Source organism: Ideonella sp. P3_A4 (genome assembly GCF_056403075.1).
Map to the genome: position 1 here is coordinate 1 of NZ_JBFUGE010000085.1, position 17,288 is coordinate 17,288.

The 17,288-nt window shown below is 68.7% G+C and carries 7 protein-coding genes; 2 read left to right on the forward strand and 5 right to left on the reverse strand.

What is annotated here, in order from left to right; genetic code table 11:
• The 3 genes from AC1DYI_RS10945 to rfaE2 all read right to left on the reverse strand — a co-directional run.
• Positions 1-554, reverse strand: a 554-nt coding sequence (locus AC1DYI_RS10945; protein WP_477204136.1) for a glycosyl hydrolase family 28-related protein, incomplete at its 3' end; no start/stop codon positions are given.
• Positions 554-1,786 (reverse strand): glycoside hydrolase family 16 protein, encoded by a 1,233-nt coding sequence (locus AC1DYI_RS10950; RefSeq protein WP_477204137.1) that lies wholly within the window; start codon positions 1,784-1,786, stop codon positions 554-556. The genes AC1DYI_RS10950 and AC1DYI_RS10945, both read right to left, overlap by 1 nt.
• A gap of 130 nt (positions 1,787-1,916) precedes the next feature.
• Positions 1,917-2,411 carry a D-glycero-beta-D-manno-heptose 1-phosphate adenylyltransferase gene (gene rfaE2, locus AC1DYI_RS10955; protein ID WP_477204138.1) on the reverse strand — a complete coding sequence of 165 codons (495 nt, stop codon included), beginning with the start codon at positions 2,409-2,411 and terminating at the stop codon, positions 1,917-1,919.
• A gap of 124 nt (positions 2,412-2,535) precedes the next feature.
• Here rfaE2 and AC1DYI_RS10960 point away from each other — a divergent pair, with 124 nt between their 5' ends.
• Both AC1DYI_RS10960 and AC1DYI_RS10965 read left to right on the forward strand, forming a co-directional pair.
• Positions 2,536-2,967 (forward strand): helix-turn-helix domain-containing protein, encoded by a 432-nt coding sequence (locus tag AC1DYI_RS10960; RefSeq protein WP_477204139.1) that lies wholly within the window; start codon positions 2,536-2,538, stop codon positions 2,965-2,967.
• Entirely contained in the window at positions 2,964-5,186 is a 2,223-nt protein-coding gene (locus AC1DYI_RS10965) for a VIT domain-containing protein (RefSeq protein ID WP_477204140.1), read from the forward strand. Before AC1DYI_RS10960 ends, AC1DYI_RS10965 begins: the two co-directional genes overlap by 4 nt.
• 27 nt (positions 5,187-5,213) lie before the next feature.
• Here AC1DYI_RS10965 and AC1DYI_RS10970 read toward each other — a convergent pair whose 3' ends face one another.
• Both AC1DYI_RS10970 and AC1DYI_RS10975 read right to left on the reverse strand, forming a co-directional pair.
• Positions 5,214-12,581 carry an O-linked N-acetylglucosamine transferase family protein gene (locus AC1DYI_RS10970; protein WP_477204141.1) on the reverse strand — a complete coding sequence of 2,456 codons (7,368 nt, stop codon included), beginning with the start codon at positions 12,579-12,581 and terminating at the stop codon, positions 5,214-5,216.
• 89 nt (positions 12,582-12,670) lie between these two features.
• A partial coding sequence (locus AC1DYI_RS10975) for a beta strand repeat-containing protein (RefSeq protein ID WP_477204142.1) occupies positions 12,671-17,288 on the reverse strand: 4,618 nt, incomplete at its 5' end.

Sequence of the window (17,288 nt, forward strand, 5' to 3'; positions counted from 1 at the left end):
TGGACCACCACGTCCACGTTGTGGCGCTCGCTGTCGCCGCGGCTGTCCACGCCGCCGAGGTAAAGGCCGTCGCCGCGAAAGCCTCGCAACACGCAGCTCTTGATCTTCAGGCGGCGCACGCCCATCGCGGCCACCAGGTGGGTGTGCTCACGAAAGCCGCTCCCTGCGACGTCCCCCAGCAACTGGAGCTGGCGCAGCGTGATGTCGTCGACGAAGCTGTCAGCGGTGGGCGATTCGGCTCTCAGCAAGTGAGCGTCGCTGCTGTGAACCAGAATCGCGTCGTGCCCACTGCCGGCCAGATGCGTGCCGCTGCGCAGCCGCAGGCTGCTGACGCGATAGTGGCCCGCCGGCACGTAGACCTGCGCCGCAGTGTCGATCGCTGCCTGGATGGCGGCAGTGTCATCGCTGATGCCGTCGCCCTTGGCGTGGTATGGCGCGTCCTTCACGTTGACATAGCCGACCGGCGTGGCGTCGACGCCGGCGGCCAGCACCGTTACCGCGCCGGCCCCGAGCGCGCGCCGAATGAACCTGCGGCGCGAGCGGTTCATCGGCATCACTGTGACGCTTCTTCTTGCGGTGCCGCCTGCTGCTTGAACTTCCAGGCCCGCATGTAGCGGATCTCGAACGAGTTCGCCCGCCCAGTCGGTGTCGTGTCGTCGGGCTCGCCCGATGCACTGCCGAACCAGAGGTCGAGCAGCACGTACATCGGGTCGCCCATCGCCACGTCGAGCGCCATCACCTGCTGGCCGTCGAAGTAGTAGGTCTGCCGGTTCGGCTCCCACTTGACACCGTACTTATGGAAGCCGGTGGACAGGTCCATGTGGGTGTCGAACTGGCGGCTGCCGATCAGGTGGCCCGGGTAGTCACCCAACCAGACTGTCGGCGCATAGGCCTGCGGGTGCGGGATGCCGTCGACATCGAAGCCCCACGGCGGCGCGCCGCCGGCATAGGCTTCCATGATGTCCATTTCGGGCCGGCGGTCGCCGATGTGGTTGAAGATCCAGAAGCCCGGCCAGGTGCCTTTGCCGACCGGCAGCTTGGCGTCGATCTCGAAGTAGCCGTAGGTCTGGTAGAACTTGCCGTCGGTGTCGATCGTGCGCTTGAAGAACTGGCCGCTCGCATCGCGCTGGGGCCAGATCTTCAGCGAGCCGTTCTCGACCGCAAAGTTCTTCGTCGGGTTGGGCGTGTCGTACCAGATGGCTTCGTTCCAGACGGCGCTGTTGAGCTTGTCGCCGTCGAACTCGTCGTGGAAGTTGAGCACGTAGTCGTCCGGGTCCTGGCCGTAGGGGCCGTCGCCCTGCGCGGTCGTCTTGATCTTGCACAGCTTGTTGGCAGTCGGGTAGGGGTCGCCGAACTGCTCGTTGTTGCAGGAGACGGGGCCCGTCAGCTTCAGATAGGCATAACGCCCGTCCAGCCCGTAGCGCACGCGCCGCGTGCCCGTGAAGTTGCAGACGCCGTGTTCGGCCGCGCACTGCACCCAAGGCTCTTCGGACGGTGGCGCGCCGGGGGATATCTGGCAGATCTTGCTGCTGCCGGGCAACGGGTCACCGAACTGCTGGCTGTTGCAGGCGATCGAATCGGTGGCGTTGCGGTAGAAGAAATGGCCGGACCGACCGAAGCGCAGTTGGTGCGTGCCGGTGAAGTGGCAGACGCCGTTTTCGGCGGCGCACTTCGTCCACTCGACGAGTGGGTCTTCGGCCCGGGTGGGCAGCGCCATGGTGGCGGACCAGACGGCCACACACGCCAGCGCCCACGACCGCAGGCCGGGCAGGGATCGGATGTTCATCTTGTGCGCTCCTTCTGAAGAATCGGTGATGACGACCGATTCATTGTCAGAACGCCACGGCCAACCGATGAGCGCGAGGGGGTAACCGGCAGGTGACAAGCGGCGGCTCTGCGCCGCGAGCAGGCGTGAACTAACCGCGGATGCGCCGGACCAGCGCGGTCGTCGAGTAACCGTCGACGAAGGGCAGCGCGAGCGAGTGGCCACCCCAGCTTTGCACCAGCGGCGTCTCGGCGAGTTTCGCCATGTCGTAGTCGCCGCCCTTGACGTAGATCGCCGGCTTCAGCTGCGCCAGCACCGCCAGCGGCGTGTCCTCCTCGAACAGCAGCACCGCATCGACGCTTTCGAGCCCGGCCAGCAGAAAGGCCCGGTCGAGCTCGCGGTTCAGCGGACGGTCCGGGCCTTTGCCGAGACGGCGGGCAGACGCATCGCTGTTGACGCCGACGACGAGCCGATCGCCCAGCGCGCGGGCCGAGGCCAGATAGGCCACGTGGCCTCGGTGCAGCACGTCGAACACGCCGTTGGTGAACACGGTGCCGGGGCGGCTGCCATGCTCGGCCACCGCCTGCTCGAGGCTCAGCAGCTTGCGGGCGGGGTCGAAGCGATCGAAGGTGGGGGCGGTGCTCACGCCGCAGATTGTGGCGCGAGCGGGTGGCTTCAGCCGAGTGCCGCGCAGCCCATGCATCACCGACGGGCCAGTATTTCTATTTAATACAGTTGACTGTCGATAATTGGTGTCGTTAAATGGAGGCATGTCCTCCGCTGACGACGCACTTCAACACTCGCTCGAATCCCTGGCCACGCTGACGGGCCTGACGCCGCGCACGGTCCGCTACTACATCCAGCAAGGTCTGGTGGACCGGCCGCTGGGCGAGAAGCGTGGCGCGTACTACGTGGCCCGGCACCTCGAGCAGTTGCTGCAAGTGCGCCGCTGGGTCGACGCCGGCCTCAGCCTGGAGCGGATTGCCGAGCTGCGTGCGGGTGCACTCGAAGACCCCACGCGTCGGGCGTCCACGCCCGGCAGCGTGGAGGTGTGGAGCCGCCTGACGCTCGCGGATGGACTGGAGGTGCACCTGGAGCCCGGCCGTGCTGGGCTCAGTGCCGAGCAGGTGCGGCGCCTGGTCAGGCGTTTCACCGAGGCGTATCGCGAGCTGCGCTCGAACGACAACAAGGAAAGTTCATGACCTACCCGGACGGCCTGATCGGCCTTCGCCACCTCGAGGGCCACGCGCGGCCCGTGCTGCAGCACGTCACGATGAGTGCACGGCTGGATGGGCTGCTGCTCGACAGCACGGTGCGCCAGTCGTACCGCAATGCATCGACCGAAACGCTGGAGGTCGTCTACACGTTCCCGCTGCCCGAGGGCGCCGTGCTGCTCGGTTTCAAGGTGACGTTGAATGGCCAAACCAAAGTCGGCACCGTGGTCGAGAAGGTCGAGGCCGAGCAACGCTACGAACAAGCGATGGACGAGGGCGATGCCCCGGTCATGCTGCAGCGCTCGGGCGATGGCCTTTGCACGGCCAACCTGGGCAACTTCAAGCCGGGAGAAGAGGCGGTGATCGAGTACCGCTGCGGCCAGTTGCAGACCGTCGAGCAAGGGCGTGTGCGTCTGTGCGTTCCCACCACCGTGGCGCCACGCTATGGCCACCCCGTGCTTGGCGGCAAGCTGCAGCCCCACCAGGTGCCCGAAGCCTCACTCGCGGTGGAGTACCCGTTCCAGCTCACGCTCGACGTGGATCATGTCTGGGCCAGCGCCTCCATGCACTGCGCCACACACCGCGGCGCTTTCGCCGTCACGCCAGACGGGGCTCGTTTGACGCTGGGTGAGCGCGCCTGGCTCGACCGCGATGTCGTCATCACGCTGCAGGCGGCTGCATTCAGCTCGCGTCTGCAGCGGGTGGTCGATGGTGAGCAGCAAGTGGTGCTCGCGTCGTTTCTTCCGACGACCTCGCAGCCGCCCCTTGCGAGCATCGATCTCAAGCTGCTGGTGGACTGTTCCGGCTCGATGGCGGGTGACAGCATGATCTCGGCGCGGGCTGCGCTCTCGCACGTGGTGCGACAACTGCGTGTCGACGACCGGTTCAGCTACACGCGCTTCGGCACGGACGTACGCCATGGTTTCCAGCGCATGGCGGTGGCAAAACCCCACTACCTGGCGATGCTGCAGGCCATGATCGCGACGACGCAGGCCGACCTGGGCGGTACCGAGATGCTGTCGGCGCTGAAATCGACCATCGCCTTGCAGGGCACCGGCGAGCAATCGGACATCCTGCTCATCACCGATGGCGAGGTGTGGGATGCCGAGCCGATGATTGCCGCGGCCGCCGCGTCGAAGCACCGCATCTTTGCCGTGGGGGTAGGCGCTGCACCCGCGCATTCGCTGCTGCGCCGTCTCGCCGAAGCCAGCGGCGGCGCCTGTGAGTTCGCCACACCGGGCGAGAGCCTGGAAGCCGCGGTCGACCGCATGTTCACTCGCATCCGCCAGCCGCCGCTGGGTGAAGTCCGCTTGCAATGGCGTGGCGCAGGTGGCGCTGCGCCCGACTGGGTGGCGGGCCTTCCCCGCAACGTGTTCGCGAACGACATGCTGCATGTGTTCGCCGGCTTCTCGAACGGCGTGCCCGACGACGTCGCGCTGGTCACTGGCGAAGCGGGCACCGTCGTGGCGCAAGGTCACGTGTCGCCTCAACCGGAAGATGGAAACGAAAGCACCGACGCCTTGACACRCATGGCTGCCGCAGCACGTCTGGGCGAACTCGACGCCAAGGGGGCCTTGGCGCTTGCGCTGCGCTACCAACTGCTGACCGATCGCACCCACTTTCTCGTCGTGCACGAGCGTTCCGCAGAAGACAAGGCCACCGACATGGCGCAGCTGCACACCGTCGCGTCCATGCTCGCGGCTGGCTGGGGTGGCACGGCCCGGGAGCAGACGCGCGGCGCGATGGCGGCCCCCATGGCTGCGGGGGCGGCGGTGATGGCGGCCCCGTCTGGCGCGCCACTGGGCGGCCCGATGCTGCGGTCGTTGTCCAAGCGCCTGCGTGCCGCCGGGGCCGGCGAAGCGCCGGCGGAACGTGGCCGCGGAGTTGTCGACGCAGCACCCACAGCCACCGCCGACGCGGTTCTGCAGGCTGCCATCGCCATCCTGGCTTCGGGCAGCGAGGACGGCTTCGCCGTTGCTCTGGAAGCCTTGAACCCAGAACCCTCGTTGATGCACTGCGTCACCAAACTGCAATCCCTTGGCCTCGATCGCCATGTTGCCTGGGTGCTGCTGGTGCACTGGCTGGCAGGTCAGCGAGGCAGCGACCTGGGCGATGTCGGTGAGGCGGTTGCTGAACGCGTATTGGCGGCCGTGTCGGCCGCGCAGTGGCAGGGTGCGCTCGTGGCGATGGTCGAGACCTTGGGCTGAGGTGACGGCAGTCGCGGGCGCGAAGACTCAAGCCGTGGACTGCGAATGGACCTTCGCCTGCCACAAGCGATTGAGCACCTCGTCGAAGCCGATCACGAAGCCGTGGGTGTCGAACAGCGGCGAGTGGCCGCGTGCCTCGCGCAGGCGTTGGCGCCAGGCCTGGCGTTCGTTCGGGTTGGCGATGAGGCGCCGCGCGAGTGCCTCGTGGTCGGCCACGTTCGTGGACACGCCCTCGGGCAGGCCCGCCGCGCGCAGCAGGCTGGCGCCGACGCGACCGGCGAAGGCGGTGCCCAGCACGCTGAGCACCGGCACGCCCGCCCATAACGCATCGCTGACGGTGGTGTGGCCGTTGTAGAAACGCGTGTCGAGCACCAGGTCGGCCAATGCCAGTCGCTCGAGGTGACGGGGCTTGGGCCAGACCGGCGCGAAGACGAGGCGCTCGGGTTCGATACCGGCGGCCTGCGCGGTCGCGCGCAAGCGGTTGCGTGTGTCTGCCGGGCCATCGACCAGCCACAGCACGGCGCGCGGCTCGTTGGCGAGCAGGCGCATCCACAGCGCGAAGGTCTCGGCGTCGAGCTTGTAGTGGGTGCAGAAGCAGGCCAGCACGACCGCTTGGTCGGGCAGGCCGCAGTCGGCACGGGTCAGGTCGGTCGACGCGACACGTTGCGTGTCGTCGGTGCACTGGTAGCTGTGCGGCAGGTTCGCGATCGGCTCGACGAAAGCGAGCTGGGCCGACAGCGGGGTGACGGTGGCATCGCCGATCGTCGCGTCGAACCACGGTGCCGCAGCCGCGCCGGGGTAGCCGAGCCAGGTGAGCTGCAGCGGCGCCGGGCGCAGCGCGAACACTCCGGGGCGCGCATCGCGGGTGTAGCCCTTCAGGTCGATCAGGATGTCGATCTCGGCCGCGCGCAGCGCTTCTGCCAATGCGCGGTCGGTCAGRCGCCCGACGTCGTGGAACTGGTCGACATCGCGCTTCAGCCCGCGCCGGTAGTCGCTGCCGTCGTCGGGCCCGAAGGACCAAGCGCTGAGCTCGAAGCGTGCCCGGTCATGGCGCGAGAACACGCCGCGCATCAGGTGCATCGTCGCGTGGTTGTGGAAGTCGGCCGACGCATACGCCAGGCGCAGGCGCGGTTGCTCGACCGCACGTCGCGGAAGCAGCGGCGCACCGGCACGTTGCGCGATGTGCGCGGCGTGGCGAGCGGCGATCGGTGCAATGTCCGCATCGCTCAAGGGCAGTGGCAGCGACAACACTGAGAACGGCGATGGCGGGTCGAAGCTCGGCGCATCGGCGGTGGGCTCGCTGCCCAGTTGCCGCACCAGCGTGCGCAGCTCGGCCTCGCCGGGCAGGCGGGCCCAGTCGCAGAGCTGCTGGCGCAGGTGCACGATCTGCAGCTGCACGCCGAGGTGGTCGGGCTGCTGCTGTCGGCACTGTTCGAGCTCGGCCAACGCGGCTTCGTGGGCGCCTCGTGCCAAATGGATGGACGCCAGGTTGAAGCGTGCGGCGAAGTGCGTGGGCGCGGTGTTCAGCAGCGTGTCGTAGTGTGCTTGCGCGTCGTCGAAGCGTTGCAGCGATTGCAGCGCGAGGCCGAGGCTGTAGCGCGCACGGGTGTGCGCCGGCTGGTCGGCCAACACGGCTTCGAAATGGGGCACGGCCTCGGCCGGTCGATCGGCGCGTTGCAGCGCGATGCCGAGGTTGAAGCGCGCTTCGAGGCTCATCGGCTGCAGCAGCAGGCAGCGTTCGTAGGCGGTCAATGCGCCCTCGGTGTCGCCGGTGTCGAGGCAGGCGTTGCCCAGGTGCAGCGCGGCTTCAGCGAAGTCGGGCCGCAATGCGAGCGCGGCTCGTGCGACCTGGACCGCGTCGGCCGCACGGCCTTGCTGGCGCCACAGGTCGGACTGTTGCGACAGCGCGAGGGCATCGTTTGGCTGGCGGCGCAGCGCTTCGGCATACAGCGGACCGGCGTGTTCGAATTCGCCGCGCGACTTGTGCAGATTGGCCAGGTTGCGCCATGCATCGGTGTAGCCGGGGTCGACGTCGATCGCGCGGCGATAGGCTTCTGCAGCGAGGCCGTCGGCACCAATGCGGCGCTGGATCGCGCCGAGCAGCGCCCACGCGTCGGCGCGCCTGGGGGCGCGTTGCAGCGTGGCAACCACGTCGGCTTCGGCGCGCGGCGCATTGAAGGTGGGTGACTGGTAGGCGGCGAAGGCTCGCACCAACCAGCCGTCGGCATCGGTCGGAGAAATGTCAGTGCGCGGCAAGCGCTGGCGCACCAGTTGGCCAAGCGCCGAGGCCACGCCATTGCGCACGGTCGACCAATCGCCACGCGTGGTCTGGCGGAACAGGCGTGCGCTCGGGTACCAACTGCTGCGCTCGTCGGCTAGGCCCCAGCGCCAGTCGTGGTGGAACGGCAGCGTCACGTAGACCGGCTTGCCCATCGCACCGGCGAGGTGGGCAACCGAGGTGTCTGAGGTGATGACCAGGTCCAGCTCGGCGATCACCGCGGCGGTGTCGTCGAAGCTCTGGATCTCGGCGTCGAGGTTGATGAAGTTCGGTGTCAGCGTCTGGCCGGCGAGGTCGCGCTGCCCGTCGCCCTTTTGCAGCGAGAACCAACGCAGGCCGGGCAAGCGAAGCCACGGCGCAAAGGGGGCGAAGCGCGGCGAGCGCTGGCCATCGTTCTTGACGTTCGGGTTGCCGGCCCAGACCCAGCCCACCGCCAGCTCGCGCTCGCGATTGAAGCCATGTTCGACCAGGCGTTGCTGCCAGTGGCTGCAGCGTGCCGCGTCGGCGTGCACGTAAGGCACGAGGGTCGGCAATGCGTCGTCCGTGATGCCCAGCGTGTGTGGCAGGCTCATCAGCGCGACGTGGCAGTCGAATGCCGGAATCGCTTGCGGCGGCAGGCCGCGCTGGGTGACCGCATCGACACCCGGGATGCGCGCGGCCAGGCCCATCATCTCGCCCAGAACCTCGAGCACGACCCGACCACCGCGTCGCTTGACCTCGGGCACGAAACGCAGGAACTGCAGCGCGTCGCCAAAGCCTTGCTCGGCCCAGATCAGCACGGTGCGACCGTTCAGCGGCGAGCCGTCCCAGACCGGTTGCGGGCAGTCGCGCTGCTCGGGTTGGCGGCGTGCGAAGCGCCATTCGTAGTCGGTGAAGCCTTGCTGGAACTGGCCGTGCAGCAGATGCGCCAGCGCGCGGTTCCAGTGGCCATCGACATGTTGCGGATCGCGCTGCACGGTGGCGTCGAAGGCGACGAGCGCGTCGTCCCAGTCGCCGAAGTGTTCGAGCGCGACGCCGAGGTTGTGGATGGTCTCGGCGTTGTCGGGGTTCAGGCGCACCGCTTCGCGGTAGGCGGCCAGCGCGCCGGTCTTGTCTTCACGGTCACGGCGCAGGTTGCCCAGGTTGTTCCAGGCGTCGGCGTAGCCGGGTTGCAGCTGCGTCGCGCGCAGATACGCCCCTTCGGCCAGGTCGAGGTGGCCCTGGCGCTTGAAGAGGATGCCCAGCAGCGTCCAGCCATCGGCACGTTCGGGTTCAGCCTGCAGCGCGGCTTCGGCGTAGGGCAGGGCTTCGTCGTCGGCACCGGCTTGGTAGAGCGCGAAGGCGCGTTCGATCGCGGTCGCGGGCCAGGCTTTCATCGCGCCCAGTGCGGCAGGCTTCAAGCCCTGGCGCTGGCGCCAGGCCATGCGGTCGTAGAGGCTCTCGAGATCGCGCGTCCAGGCGGCGCTGTCGAACAGCGGCATCGCCAGGCGTTGGTCGACCAGGCGTTGCTTGAAGCCTTGCAGGCGCGCAGCGTCCTGCGCCAATGCGACGGCCAGTTCGATGTAGGCCTCGGCACTCGCAGTGGCCAATTCGGGCACGCCAGCCGCGTGCAGCAGGCTGGTGGCAACGCGCGAGGCAAAGGTGTCACCCGTGCGAGTCAGCACCGGTACGCCGACCCACAGCGCGTCGCTGCAGGTGGTGTGGGCGTTGTACGGCTCGGTGTCGAGCACCAGGTCGGCCAGCTGCACGCGGGCCAGGTGTTCGGCCAGCGGCTTTTCGGGCGCGAAGAACAAGCGCTGCGGGTCGAGGCCACGCGCTTGCATCGCGGCACGCAGGTTGGCTTCCGCCAGCGGGTTCGAGCGCAGCAGCCACAGCACGGTGTTCGGCGCGCGTTGCAGCACCTGGCACCAGCGTTCGAACACCGTCTCGGTGACCTTGTAGCTGTAGTTGAAGCAGGCCAGCACGACCTTGTCTTCCGGCAGACCAGCGTCAGCGCGTGTGGGCTTGGTGGCCACCGCACGTTGGCGGTCGTTCGGCTGGTAGCAGTGCGGCAGCTGGGCGATGCGCTCGTCGTAGTCGGCGGCGTGGGCCAGTGGCGTGACGACCGCGTCACCGATCACATAGTCGGCAAAGTCGGCACCGAGCGTGCCGGGGTAACCGAGGAAGTTGACCTGCACCGGCGCCGGCCGCAGCGCGAGCACGCCGCTGCGCGTGTCGCGCGTATAGCCCTTCAGGTCGACCAGCACGTCGATGCCATCGGCGTGGATGCGGTGGGCCAGGTCTTCGAGACCGAGTGCTGCGCAATCGATGAAGTGATCGACGGCTCGCACCAGGCGGTCGCGCATCGTGCTGCCGTCGTTCGGGCCGCAGCTGTAGGCGAAGACTTCGACGCGCTGGCGGTCGTGGCGCTCGAACACCTCGGCCATCAGATAGGCGGTGGCGTGGGCGTGCAGGTCGGACGAGAGGTAGCCGATGCGCAGCTTGCTGTCGGCCGGCGCGCGCACCGGCGCAGGGGCATAGCGCATCTGCGGTGCGCGGGCGAGTTGTGCGGCGTACTGGCGCGCGACCCATTGGCGGGCGCAGCGGCGCTGCTGTGCGCGGGTCGCGGGCAGGGCGAGGTAAGCAAACGGGAACACAGGCTGTGCGGGACCGGCCAGCGGGTCTTCGCCACCGCTGTCGACCGCGGCCAGCACTTGTGCGGTGGCGGCGCGTGCGCCTTCGAAATCGCAGGCTGCCTGCAAGGCGCGCAGCAGCGAGGTCTGCGSCAGGCTGTAGTGCGGGTCGATGGCCAACGCGGCGCGGTAGTGCGCGATCGCATCGGCCGGGCGGCCGGCATCGTTGTACAGGTTGGCGAGGTTGTATTCGGTTGGTGCGCTGCGCTCGTGCGACAGCGACTGCTGGAACAGTTGCTCGGCCTCGGTCGCAGCGCCGCGCCGTTGCGCCGCGGCGGCCAGCAGGTTCAGCAGACCGGCGAGCTCACAGCCGCTGGCGAGCCCATCGCGCCACGCGGCTTCGGCTTCGGCCGGCTTGCCCTGGGCCAGCAGCGTCTGGCCGAGGGCCGACCAGGCGGCGGATTGTTTGGGCGCCAGCCTCAGCGATTCGCGGTAACTGGCCACCGCAGCGGCCAGGTCACCGGCGGCCTGCTGCGTGTTGCCGAAGTTGCTGAGGATCACCGCGCGGAAGGCCGGTTCCTGGACCAGCGTCAGCGCGTGTTCGAAAGCGGTCAGCGATTCGGCGAAGCGGTGGCGGCGCTTCAGCGCCAGCGCCAGCAGGTGCCAGCCGTCGATGCTTTGGGAATCGGCCAACAGCGCTTCGCGGCACAGGGTTTCGGCCCGCGAGTCCTGGCCAGCGTTCAGGGCGGCCATGGCGCGGCTGAGCAGATCGTTCGCGGCTTGCACCAAGCGAGTCGGGGACCAGTTGGCCAGCCGCTCGCGGATCGTCTGCACGACGCCGTCCCAGTCCTGCGGCGCGCTTTGGCGCAGCAGGCGCAGGCTGGGGTACCAGTCGGTGGTTTCGCCTTCACGCAGCCAGCGCCAGTCCGGCCCGTGGGCCACCATCACCCAGCAGGGCTTGTTCATCGCCCCGGCCAGGTGCACGACCGAGGTGTCGACCGAGATCAACAGGTCGATGCCGGCCATCGCGGCGGCGGTGTCGGTGTAATCGTTCAGCTCGGCGTCCAGGTCCAGCACCTGGTCTTTCCAGCGTGACGTGCGCAGCTCTTCGGCCGGCTCGCCCTTTTGCAGGCTGACGAAGCGCAGGCCGAGCAGGTCGAGCAGCGGCGCCAGCGTTTCCAGCCGGGCCGAACGATTGCGGTTGTTGGCGTGGTCCTTGTTGCCCCCCCAGACCAGGCCGACCGTGGCGCGCACGCCCGGCGGCTTGGCCAGCCGGGTGCGCCAGGCGGCGATCTTGTTCGACGGCGCGCGCAGGTAGGGCACGACTGCCGGGATGCGGCCGACCGTGGTGGCCATGCGGTGCGGCAGGCTCAGCAGGAACGCCCAGTAGTCGTAGCGGTGGTTGTGCATCTGCCCGGGCGCGATCACGCGCGTCGGGCCGTCCAGGCTCTTGAACAGATCGACCAGCGGGCCGTCGACGACGAGGGTGACCTCGGCGCCGGCGTCGCGCAGCATCGTCGCGTAGCGGCTGAACTGCAGCTGGTCGCCCAGGCCTTGTTCGCGCACCAGTGCGATGTGCTTGCCGTGCAGCGGCTCGCCCTGCCACATCGGGCAGCCGAGCGCTGGCGGGCGCGGCGCGCTCTTGTTCTGCGAGCGCGGGTGGTAGCGGATTTCGTAGCCGGCAAAGCCGCGCTGCAGGTGGCCGAACAGCAGATCGGCCAGCGCGATGTTGTACAGCGTGTCGGCGTTGCCCGGCGCCAGCGCGAGCGAACGCTGGTAGCAGCGCATCGCCTCGTCGTAGTCGCCGCGCTCCTTGGCCAGCTGGCCCAGGCTGTTCCAGCTACGGTGGAACTTCGGGTCAATCTCAAGCACTCGCTGGTACAGCGCCACCGCGTCGTCGCAGCGGCCAGCTTCTTTCAGCAGGGTGCCCAGGTTGTTCAGCGCATTGACGTGGTCCGGCTGCTCGGCCAGCACCGCCCGGTAGCAGGCCTCGGCCTCGGCCGGGCGGCGCATTTCCTGGTGCAGGGTGCCCAGGTTGTTCAGCGCCTCGACATGGCCGGGCTTGAGCGCCAGCGCCTGGCGGTAGGCGGTGTCGGCCTCGGCGTGGCGGCCGCGGGCCTGCAGCACCAGGCCCAGGTTGTTCAGCGCCTCGACGTTGTCCGGCAGCAGCTCCAGCGCCCGGCGCAAGGCGGCCTCGGCCTCAGGCCAGCGGGTCAGCGTGCGCAGCACCTCGCCGCGGTTGACGTGCAGGTCGGCGGCGTCGGGCTTCTGTTCAGCCGCCTTGTCCAGCCACTGCAGCGCAGCCTCGTGCCGGCCGAGCAGGTGCTGGGCGACACCCATCAGCTGCAGCGCCTCGGGTTGCGCCGGCGACAGTTTCAGCGCGGCCAGGCAGGCCTCGGCCATCGCCTGCGGCTGGCCGGCGCGAAACGCGGTGACGGCCTGGCGCAGCAGATCCAGCACCTCGCCGACGGGCGGCGCGGGCGGGTTTTGGACGGGCAGGGCGGAGGGGGGGGCGAGCAGCTCCATATCCTGCCAAGGGTAGGCGGCGCTGGCCGGGTGTGAGAAGAAGAAAAGGCCCCGGGAAGGGGCCTTTTTGGGGACGTGGTGTCGGCCGGTCAGCCTCCAAAGATGTCGCTGGAGTCGATGTTGCTCACGTTCGTGCCCAGCAGCTTGATCTCCATGTCGACCGAGCCGTCGCCGTTCAGGTCCACCAGCAGCACGCTGTCACCCGCGCCCAGGCCGCTGCCGTAGGTCGTGCCGTTGACGGCACGGACTTCCGTGTTGCCGCTGGAGGTGAAGGCGCCGGTGCCGAGGAAGTCCAGGTTGCCCTGCACCAGTCCCAGCAGGTAGATCTGGTCGACCGTCGACGCGTTGGTGCCGGCGTTGAAACCGGTGATCGTGTCGGCCGACGAGCCGGTGCCGGACTCCGAAGCCGCCTTGAACAGGATCTTGTCGACCCCGGCGCCGGCGGTGATCGCGTCGACACCGTCCTTGGCCCAGACGGTGGTGCCGCCGGCCCGGATGGTGATCGTGTCGTTGCCGCTGGAGCCGACGACGCTTTCGACCGACGAGACCGAGACGGAGCCCGCGGCCAGCATCGTCAACGTGTCGGTGCCGGCGGCGCCGGTGAGCGTTTCGACGCCCGAGACGGCGATGTTGCCCGAGACCATCAGCTGGACCTTGTCGGCCGTGCCAGTGGTGCCGATCACCGTTTCGACGCCCGACAGCTGCAGCAGGCCAGTGCCCGCCATCGTGACCACCTCGGTGCCGGTCGTGCCGTTGACCTTCTCGATCGYCGAGACGGTCACGCTGCCCGAGGTCAGCATCGTCAGCACGTCGGACGTGCCGGTGGTGCCGGTGACCGATTCGATCGAGCTGACCCGCAGGCCGCCGCCGCTGAGCATCGTCAACGAGTCGGTGCCGGTCGAGCCGAGCGCCGATTCCATGTCGCGAATGCTGATCGAGCCGGCCGACAACATCGTCACGATGTCGGCCGTGTCGGTGGTGCCCAGCACACTCTCGATGCTGCTGACCTTCAGCGCGCCGCTGACCTGTAGCGCGACGGTGTCGACGCCGGTCGTGCCGAGCACGCTCTCGATGTTGCCCACATGCACCGTGCCCGCCCCGATCAGCTGCAGCACATCGGTCGTGCCATTGGTGCCCAGAACGGTTTCGATCGCGCTGGCGGCCAGGCTGGCACTGAGCATCACCACCGAGTCGGCACCGGTGGTGCCGACGACGGTCTCGACGTTGCTGACGCGCAGCGCGCCGGCGACGGTCAGGGTGACGATGTCGGTGCCGGTCGAGCCGATCACCGTGTCGATCTTGTTGACCAGCATCGAGCCGGCGTTCAGCATCGTCACGGTTTCGGTCGCCAAGGTCGTGCCGATCACGCTCTCGATGCTGCTGACCTTCAGCGCGCCGGTGCCGCGCAGCGTGACCACGTCGGTGGTCGCCGTGCTGCCCAGCACGGTTTCGACCGCGCTGACCGACAGCGCGCCGCCGCCGACCAGCGTCACGACGTCGGCCGTGGCGGTGGTGCCGTTGACCGAGTCGACACCCGACACGCGGATGCTGACCGAGCCGCTGCCGCGCAGCGTGACCACGTCGGTGGCCGCGGTGGTGCCGATGACCGATTCGACGCCCGAGACCGACACCGTGTCGGTGGCCAGCAGCTGGATCACGTCGGTGCTGCCCGAAGCGCCGTTGATCGTCTCGACGTTCGAGACCTTCACGGTGCCCGATTGCAGGATCGTCAGCACGTCGGCGCCGGTGGTGCCCAGTACCGAGTCGATCTCTGAGGTGGAGACCGCACCGGCGGCGAGCAGGCTCAGCACATCGGTCGTGGCGGTGGTGCCGACCACCGTTTCGACGGCCGAGGTGGCCAGCGTGCCGGTGGCCAGCATCGAGACCACGTCGGTGCCGGTCGAGCCGGTCACCGATTCGACATCCGAGATGTCGATCGTCGAGGCGACCAGCAGGCGGATCGAGTCGGTCGATGCGGTCGAGCCGATCACCGATTCGATCGCCGAGATGCCTGTCGTGCTGGCATCGGCCAGCAGCGTCAGCGTGTCGCTTTGGCCGGTGGTGCCGATCACGCTGCCGACGCCACGGGTCGTCAGGTTGCCTTCCTGGCGCATCGTCACGGCGTCGGCGCCCATCGTGCTGCCAATGACGGTTTCGACGTCCGAGACGGCAACTGCACCCAGGCCCAGCAACGTCACCACATCACCGGTGTCCAGCGTGCCGGTGACCGACTCGACGCCCGAGACGGCGATCGCGCCGGCCGACAACAGCGTGACACTGTCGGTGGTGCCGGTGCTGCCGAGCACGGTGTCGACGCTGGACACGCGCAAGGCGCCCGCCACGGCCAGGGTCACGACCTCGACGCTGCCGCCCAGGCCATAGACCGTTTCGACGCCGTTGATGCGCAGGTTGCCGCCGGCCAGCATGTTGATCTGGTCACTGCCGGTGCTGCCGAGCACGGTGTCGACCAGGCTGACGCTGACGGTGCCTGCATCCAGCAGGGTCATCGCGTCGTTGACGCCGGTGGTGCCGATCACGGTGGCCACGTCGCTGACCTTCAGCATGGAGCTGCCGACCAGTTGGCGCACCACGTCGCCGCTGGCGCCGGTGCCGAGCACGGTTTCGATGTCCGACACGCCGACGGTGCCGGCGGCCAGCAGGGCCACGATGTCGGCCGTGCCGGTGGTGCCGATCACCGAGTCGATCGCCGACACGGTCAGGCGGCCGCCGGCCAGCATGGTGGCCACGTCGGTGGTGGCAGTGGTGCCGACCAGAGTTTCGACGGCCGAGACCTTGATGCTGCCGGTGGCCAGCAGCGTGACCACGTCGTGGGTACCGGCCGAGCCATTGACCTGCTCGACAGCCGAGACGCTCAGCGCGTCGCCGGTGCGCATCTTCACGGTGTCGGCCCCGGTGCTGCCGGTGACTGTTTCGACATCCGAGATGTTCAGCACGCCGGCCACCAGCATCGTCACCTTGTCGGTGCCTGCTGCCGTGCCGTCGACCGATTCGACGCCGGAGACAGCCAGCGTACCGCCGTTCAGCAGCACCGCTACATCGGTCACTTCGGTCGTGCCGAGCAGCGTTTCGACGCCGGTCAGCGCAACGCTGCCAGTGGCCAGCAGGCGGACGACATCGGTGGTGCCGGTCGAGCCGCTCACCGTGTCGATGGCGTTGATCGCCAGCGTGCCGCCGTTGAAGCTGATCACGTCGACCGCGGTGGTGCCCAGCACGCTCTCGACGCCGGAGACTTCGAGGTCGCCGCCGCCGCGCAGGGTGATGACGTCGACACCAGTCGAGCCGACCACCGATTCGACCGCGCTGACACCGACCGAGCCGGCCGCCAGCAGCGTGACCACATCGGTGGTGTCGCCACCGCCGACGACCGATTCGACGCCCGAGATTTCGATGCTGGCCGAGTCAAGCAACTGCACGACGTTGTTCAAGCTGGCGCCGCCGATCACGCGCTCGAAGGCGCTGACGGCGACGGTGCCGCCAGCCAGCAGCGTCAGCACTTCCGCGGTGGCGGTGGTGCCGATCACGCTTTCGACGGCCGAGACCGCCAGCGCGCCGGCTGAGCCGGAGTCGGTGACCGTGACCACATCGGTGCCGGTCGAGCCGAGGACGGTGTCGACCTCGCTGACGCTGACCGACGCAGCGGCCAGCAGGTTCAGCACGTCGGTGGTGCCGGTCGTGCCGGTCACCGATTCGATGGCCGAGGTGGCCAGCGTGCCGGCCGCCAGCATCGTGGCCGAGTCACCCGCCGAGGTGGTGCCGAGCACCGTCTCGACCGCGCTGACCGAGACCGCCCCGGTGTTGAGCATCGCGACCACATCGGCGGTGCCGGTGGTGCCGATCACGCTGTCGACTTCGGAGACGTTGATGCGGCCGGAGGACAGCAGGCTCAGCACGTCGCCGCTGCCGGCGCCGGTGCCGATCACCGATTCGAAGGCCGAGACCGCGACGGCGCCGCCGGACAGCAGCGTCAGCGTATCGCCCAAATCGGTCGTACCGATGACCTTGTCGACCGCCGACACGGCGATCGCGCCGGCGACCAGCAGGTTGACCTGGTCGGTCGTGGCGGTGGTGCCGACGACCGTGTCGACGGCCGAGACCTTGAGGGTGCCCGTGGCCAGCAGCGTGACGACGTCGCCCGCGTTGCTGGTGCCGATGACCGATTCCATCGCCGAGACCGACACGCTGCCGGTGGCCAGCATCGTCAGCGCATCGGCGGTGCCGGTGGTGCCCAGCACCGATTCGACGCCCGAGGTGGCCAGCGCGCCGCCGGCCAGCATCTGCAGCGCGTCGGTGGTGGCGGTCGAGCCGATCACCGATTCGATGCCCGAGATAGCCATGGCCGAGGTCGGCGCGGCCAGCAGGGTCAGCGTGTCGGCGGTGCCGGTCGAGCCGGTGACCGTTTCGATCGCCGACACCGCGACGGTGCCGCTGCCGATCAGCGTCAGGATTTCAGTGCCGGTGGCGCCCATCACGGTTTCGACACCCGAAGCGCGCAGCGAGTCGCCGGCGTTCAGGATCACCACGTCGCCGGCGCCGCTGGAACCGATGACCGATTCGATGCCGCTGAACCGCAGCGTGCCAGCGGCCAGCATCGTCACCGCGTCCACGGTGCCGGTGGTGCCGATCACGCTGTCGACCGACGAGACGGCGACTGCGGTTTGTGAACCGGCCAGCGTGACGGTGTCGGCT

Bases quoted from the DNA above. Each gene is read 5' to 3' on its own strand.
- AC1DYI_RS10950 (WP_477204137.1), bottom strand. From the start codon at position 1,786: ATGAACATCCGATCCCTGCCCGGCCTGCGGTCGTGGGCGCTGGCGTGT.
- AC1DYI_RS10960 (WP_477204139.1), top strand. From the start codon at position 2,536: ATGTCCTCCGCTGACGACGCACTTCAACACTCGCTCGAATCCCTGGCC.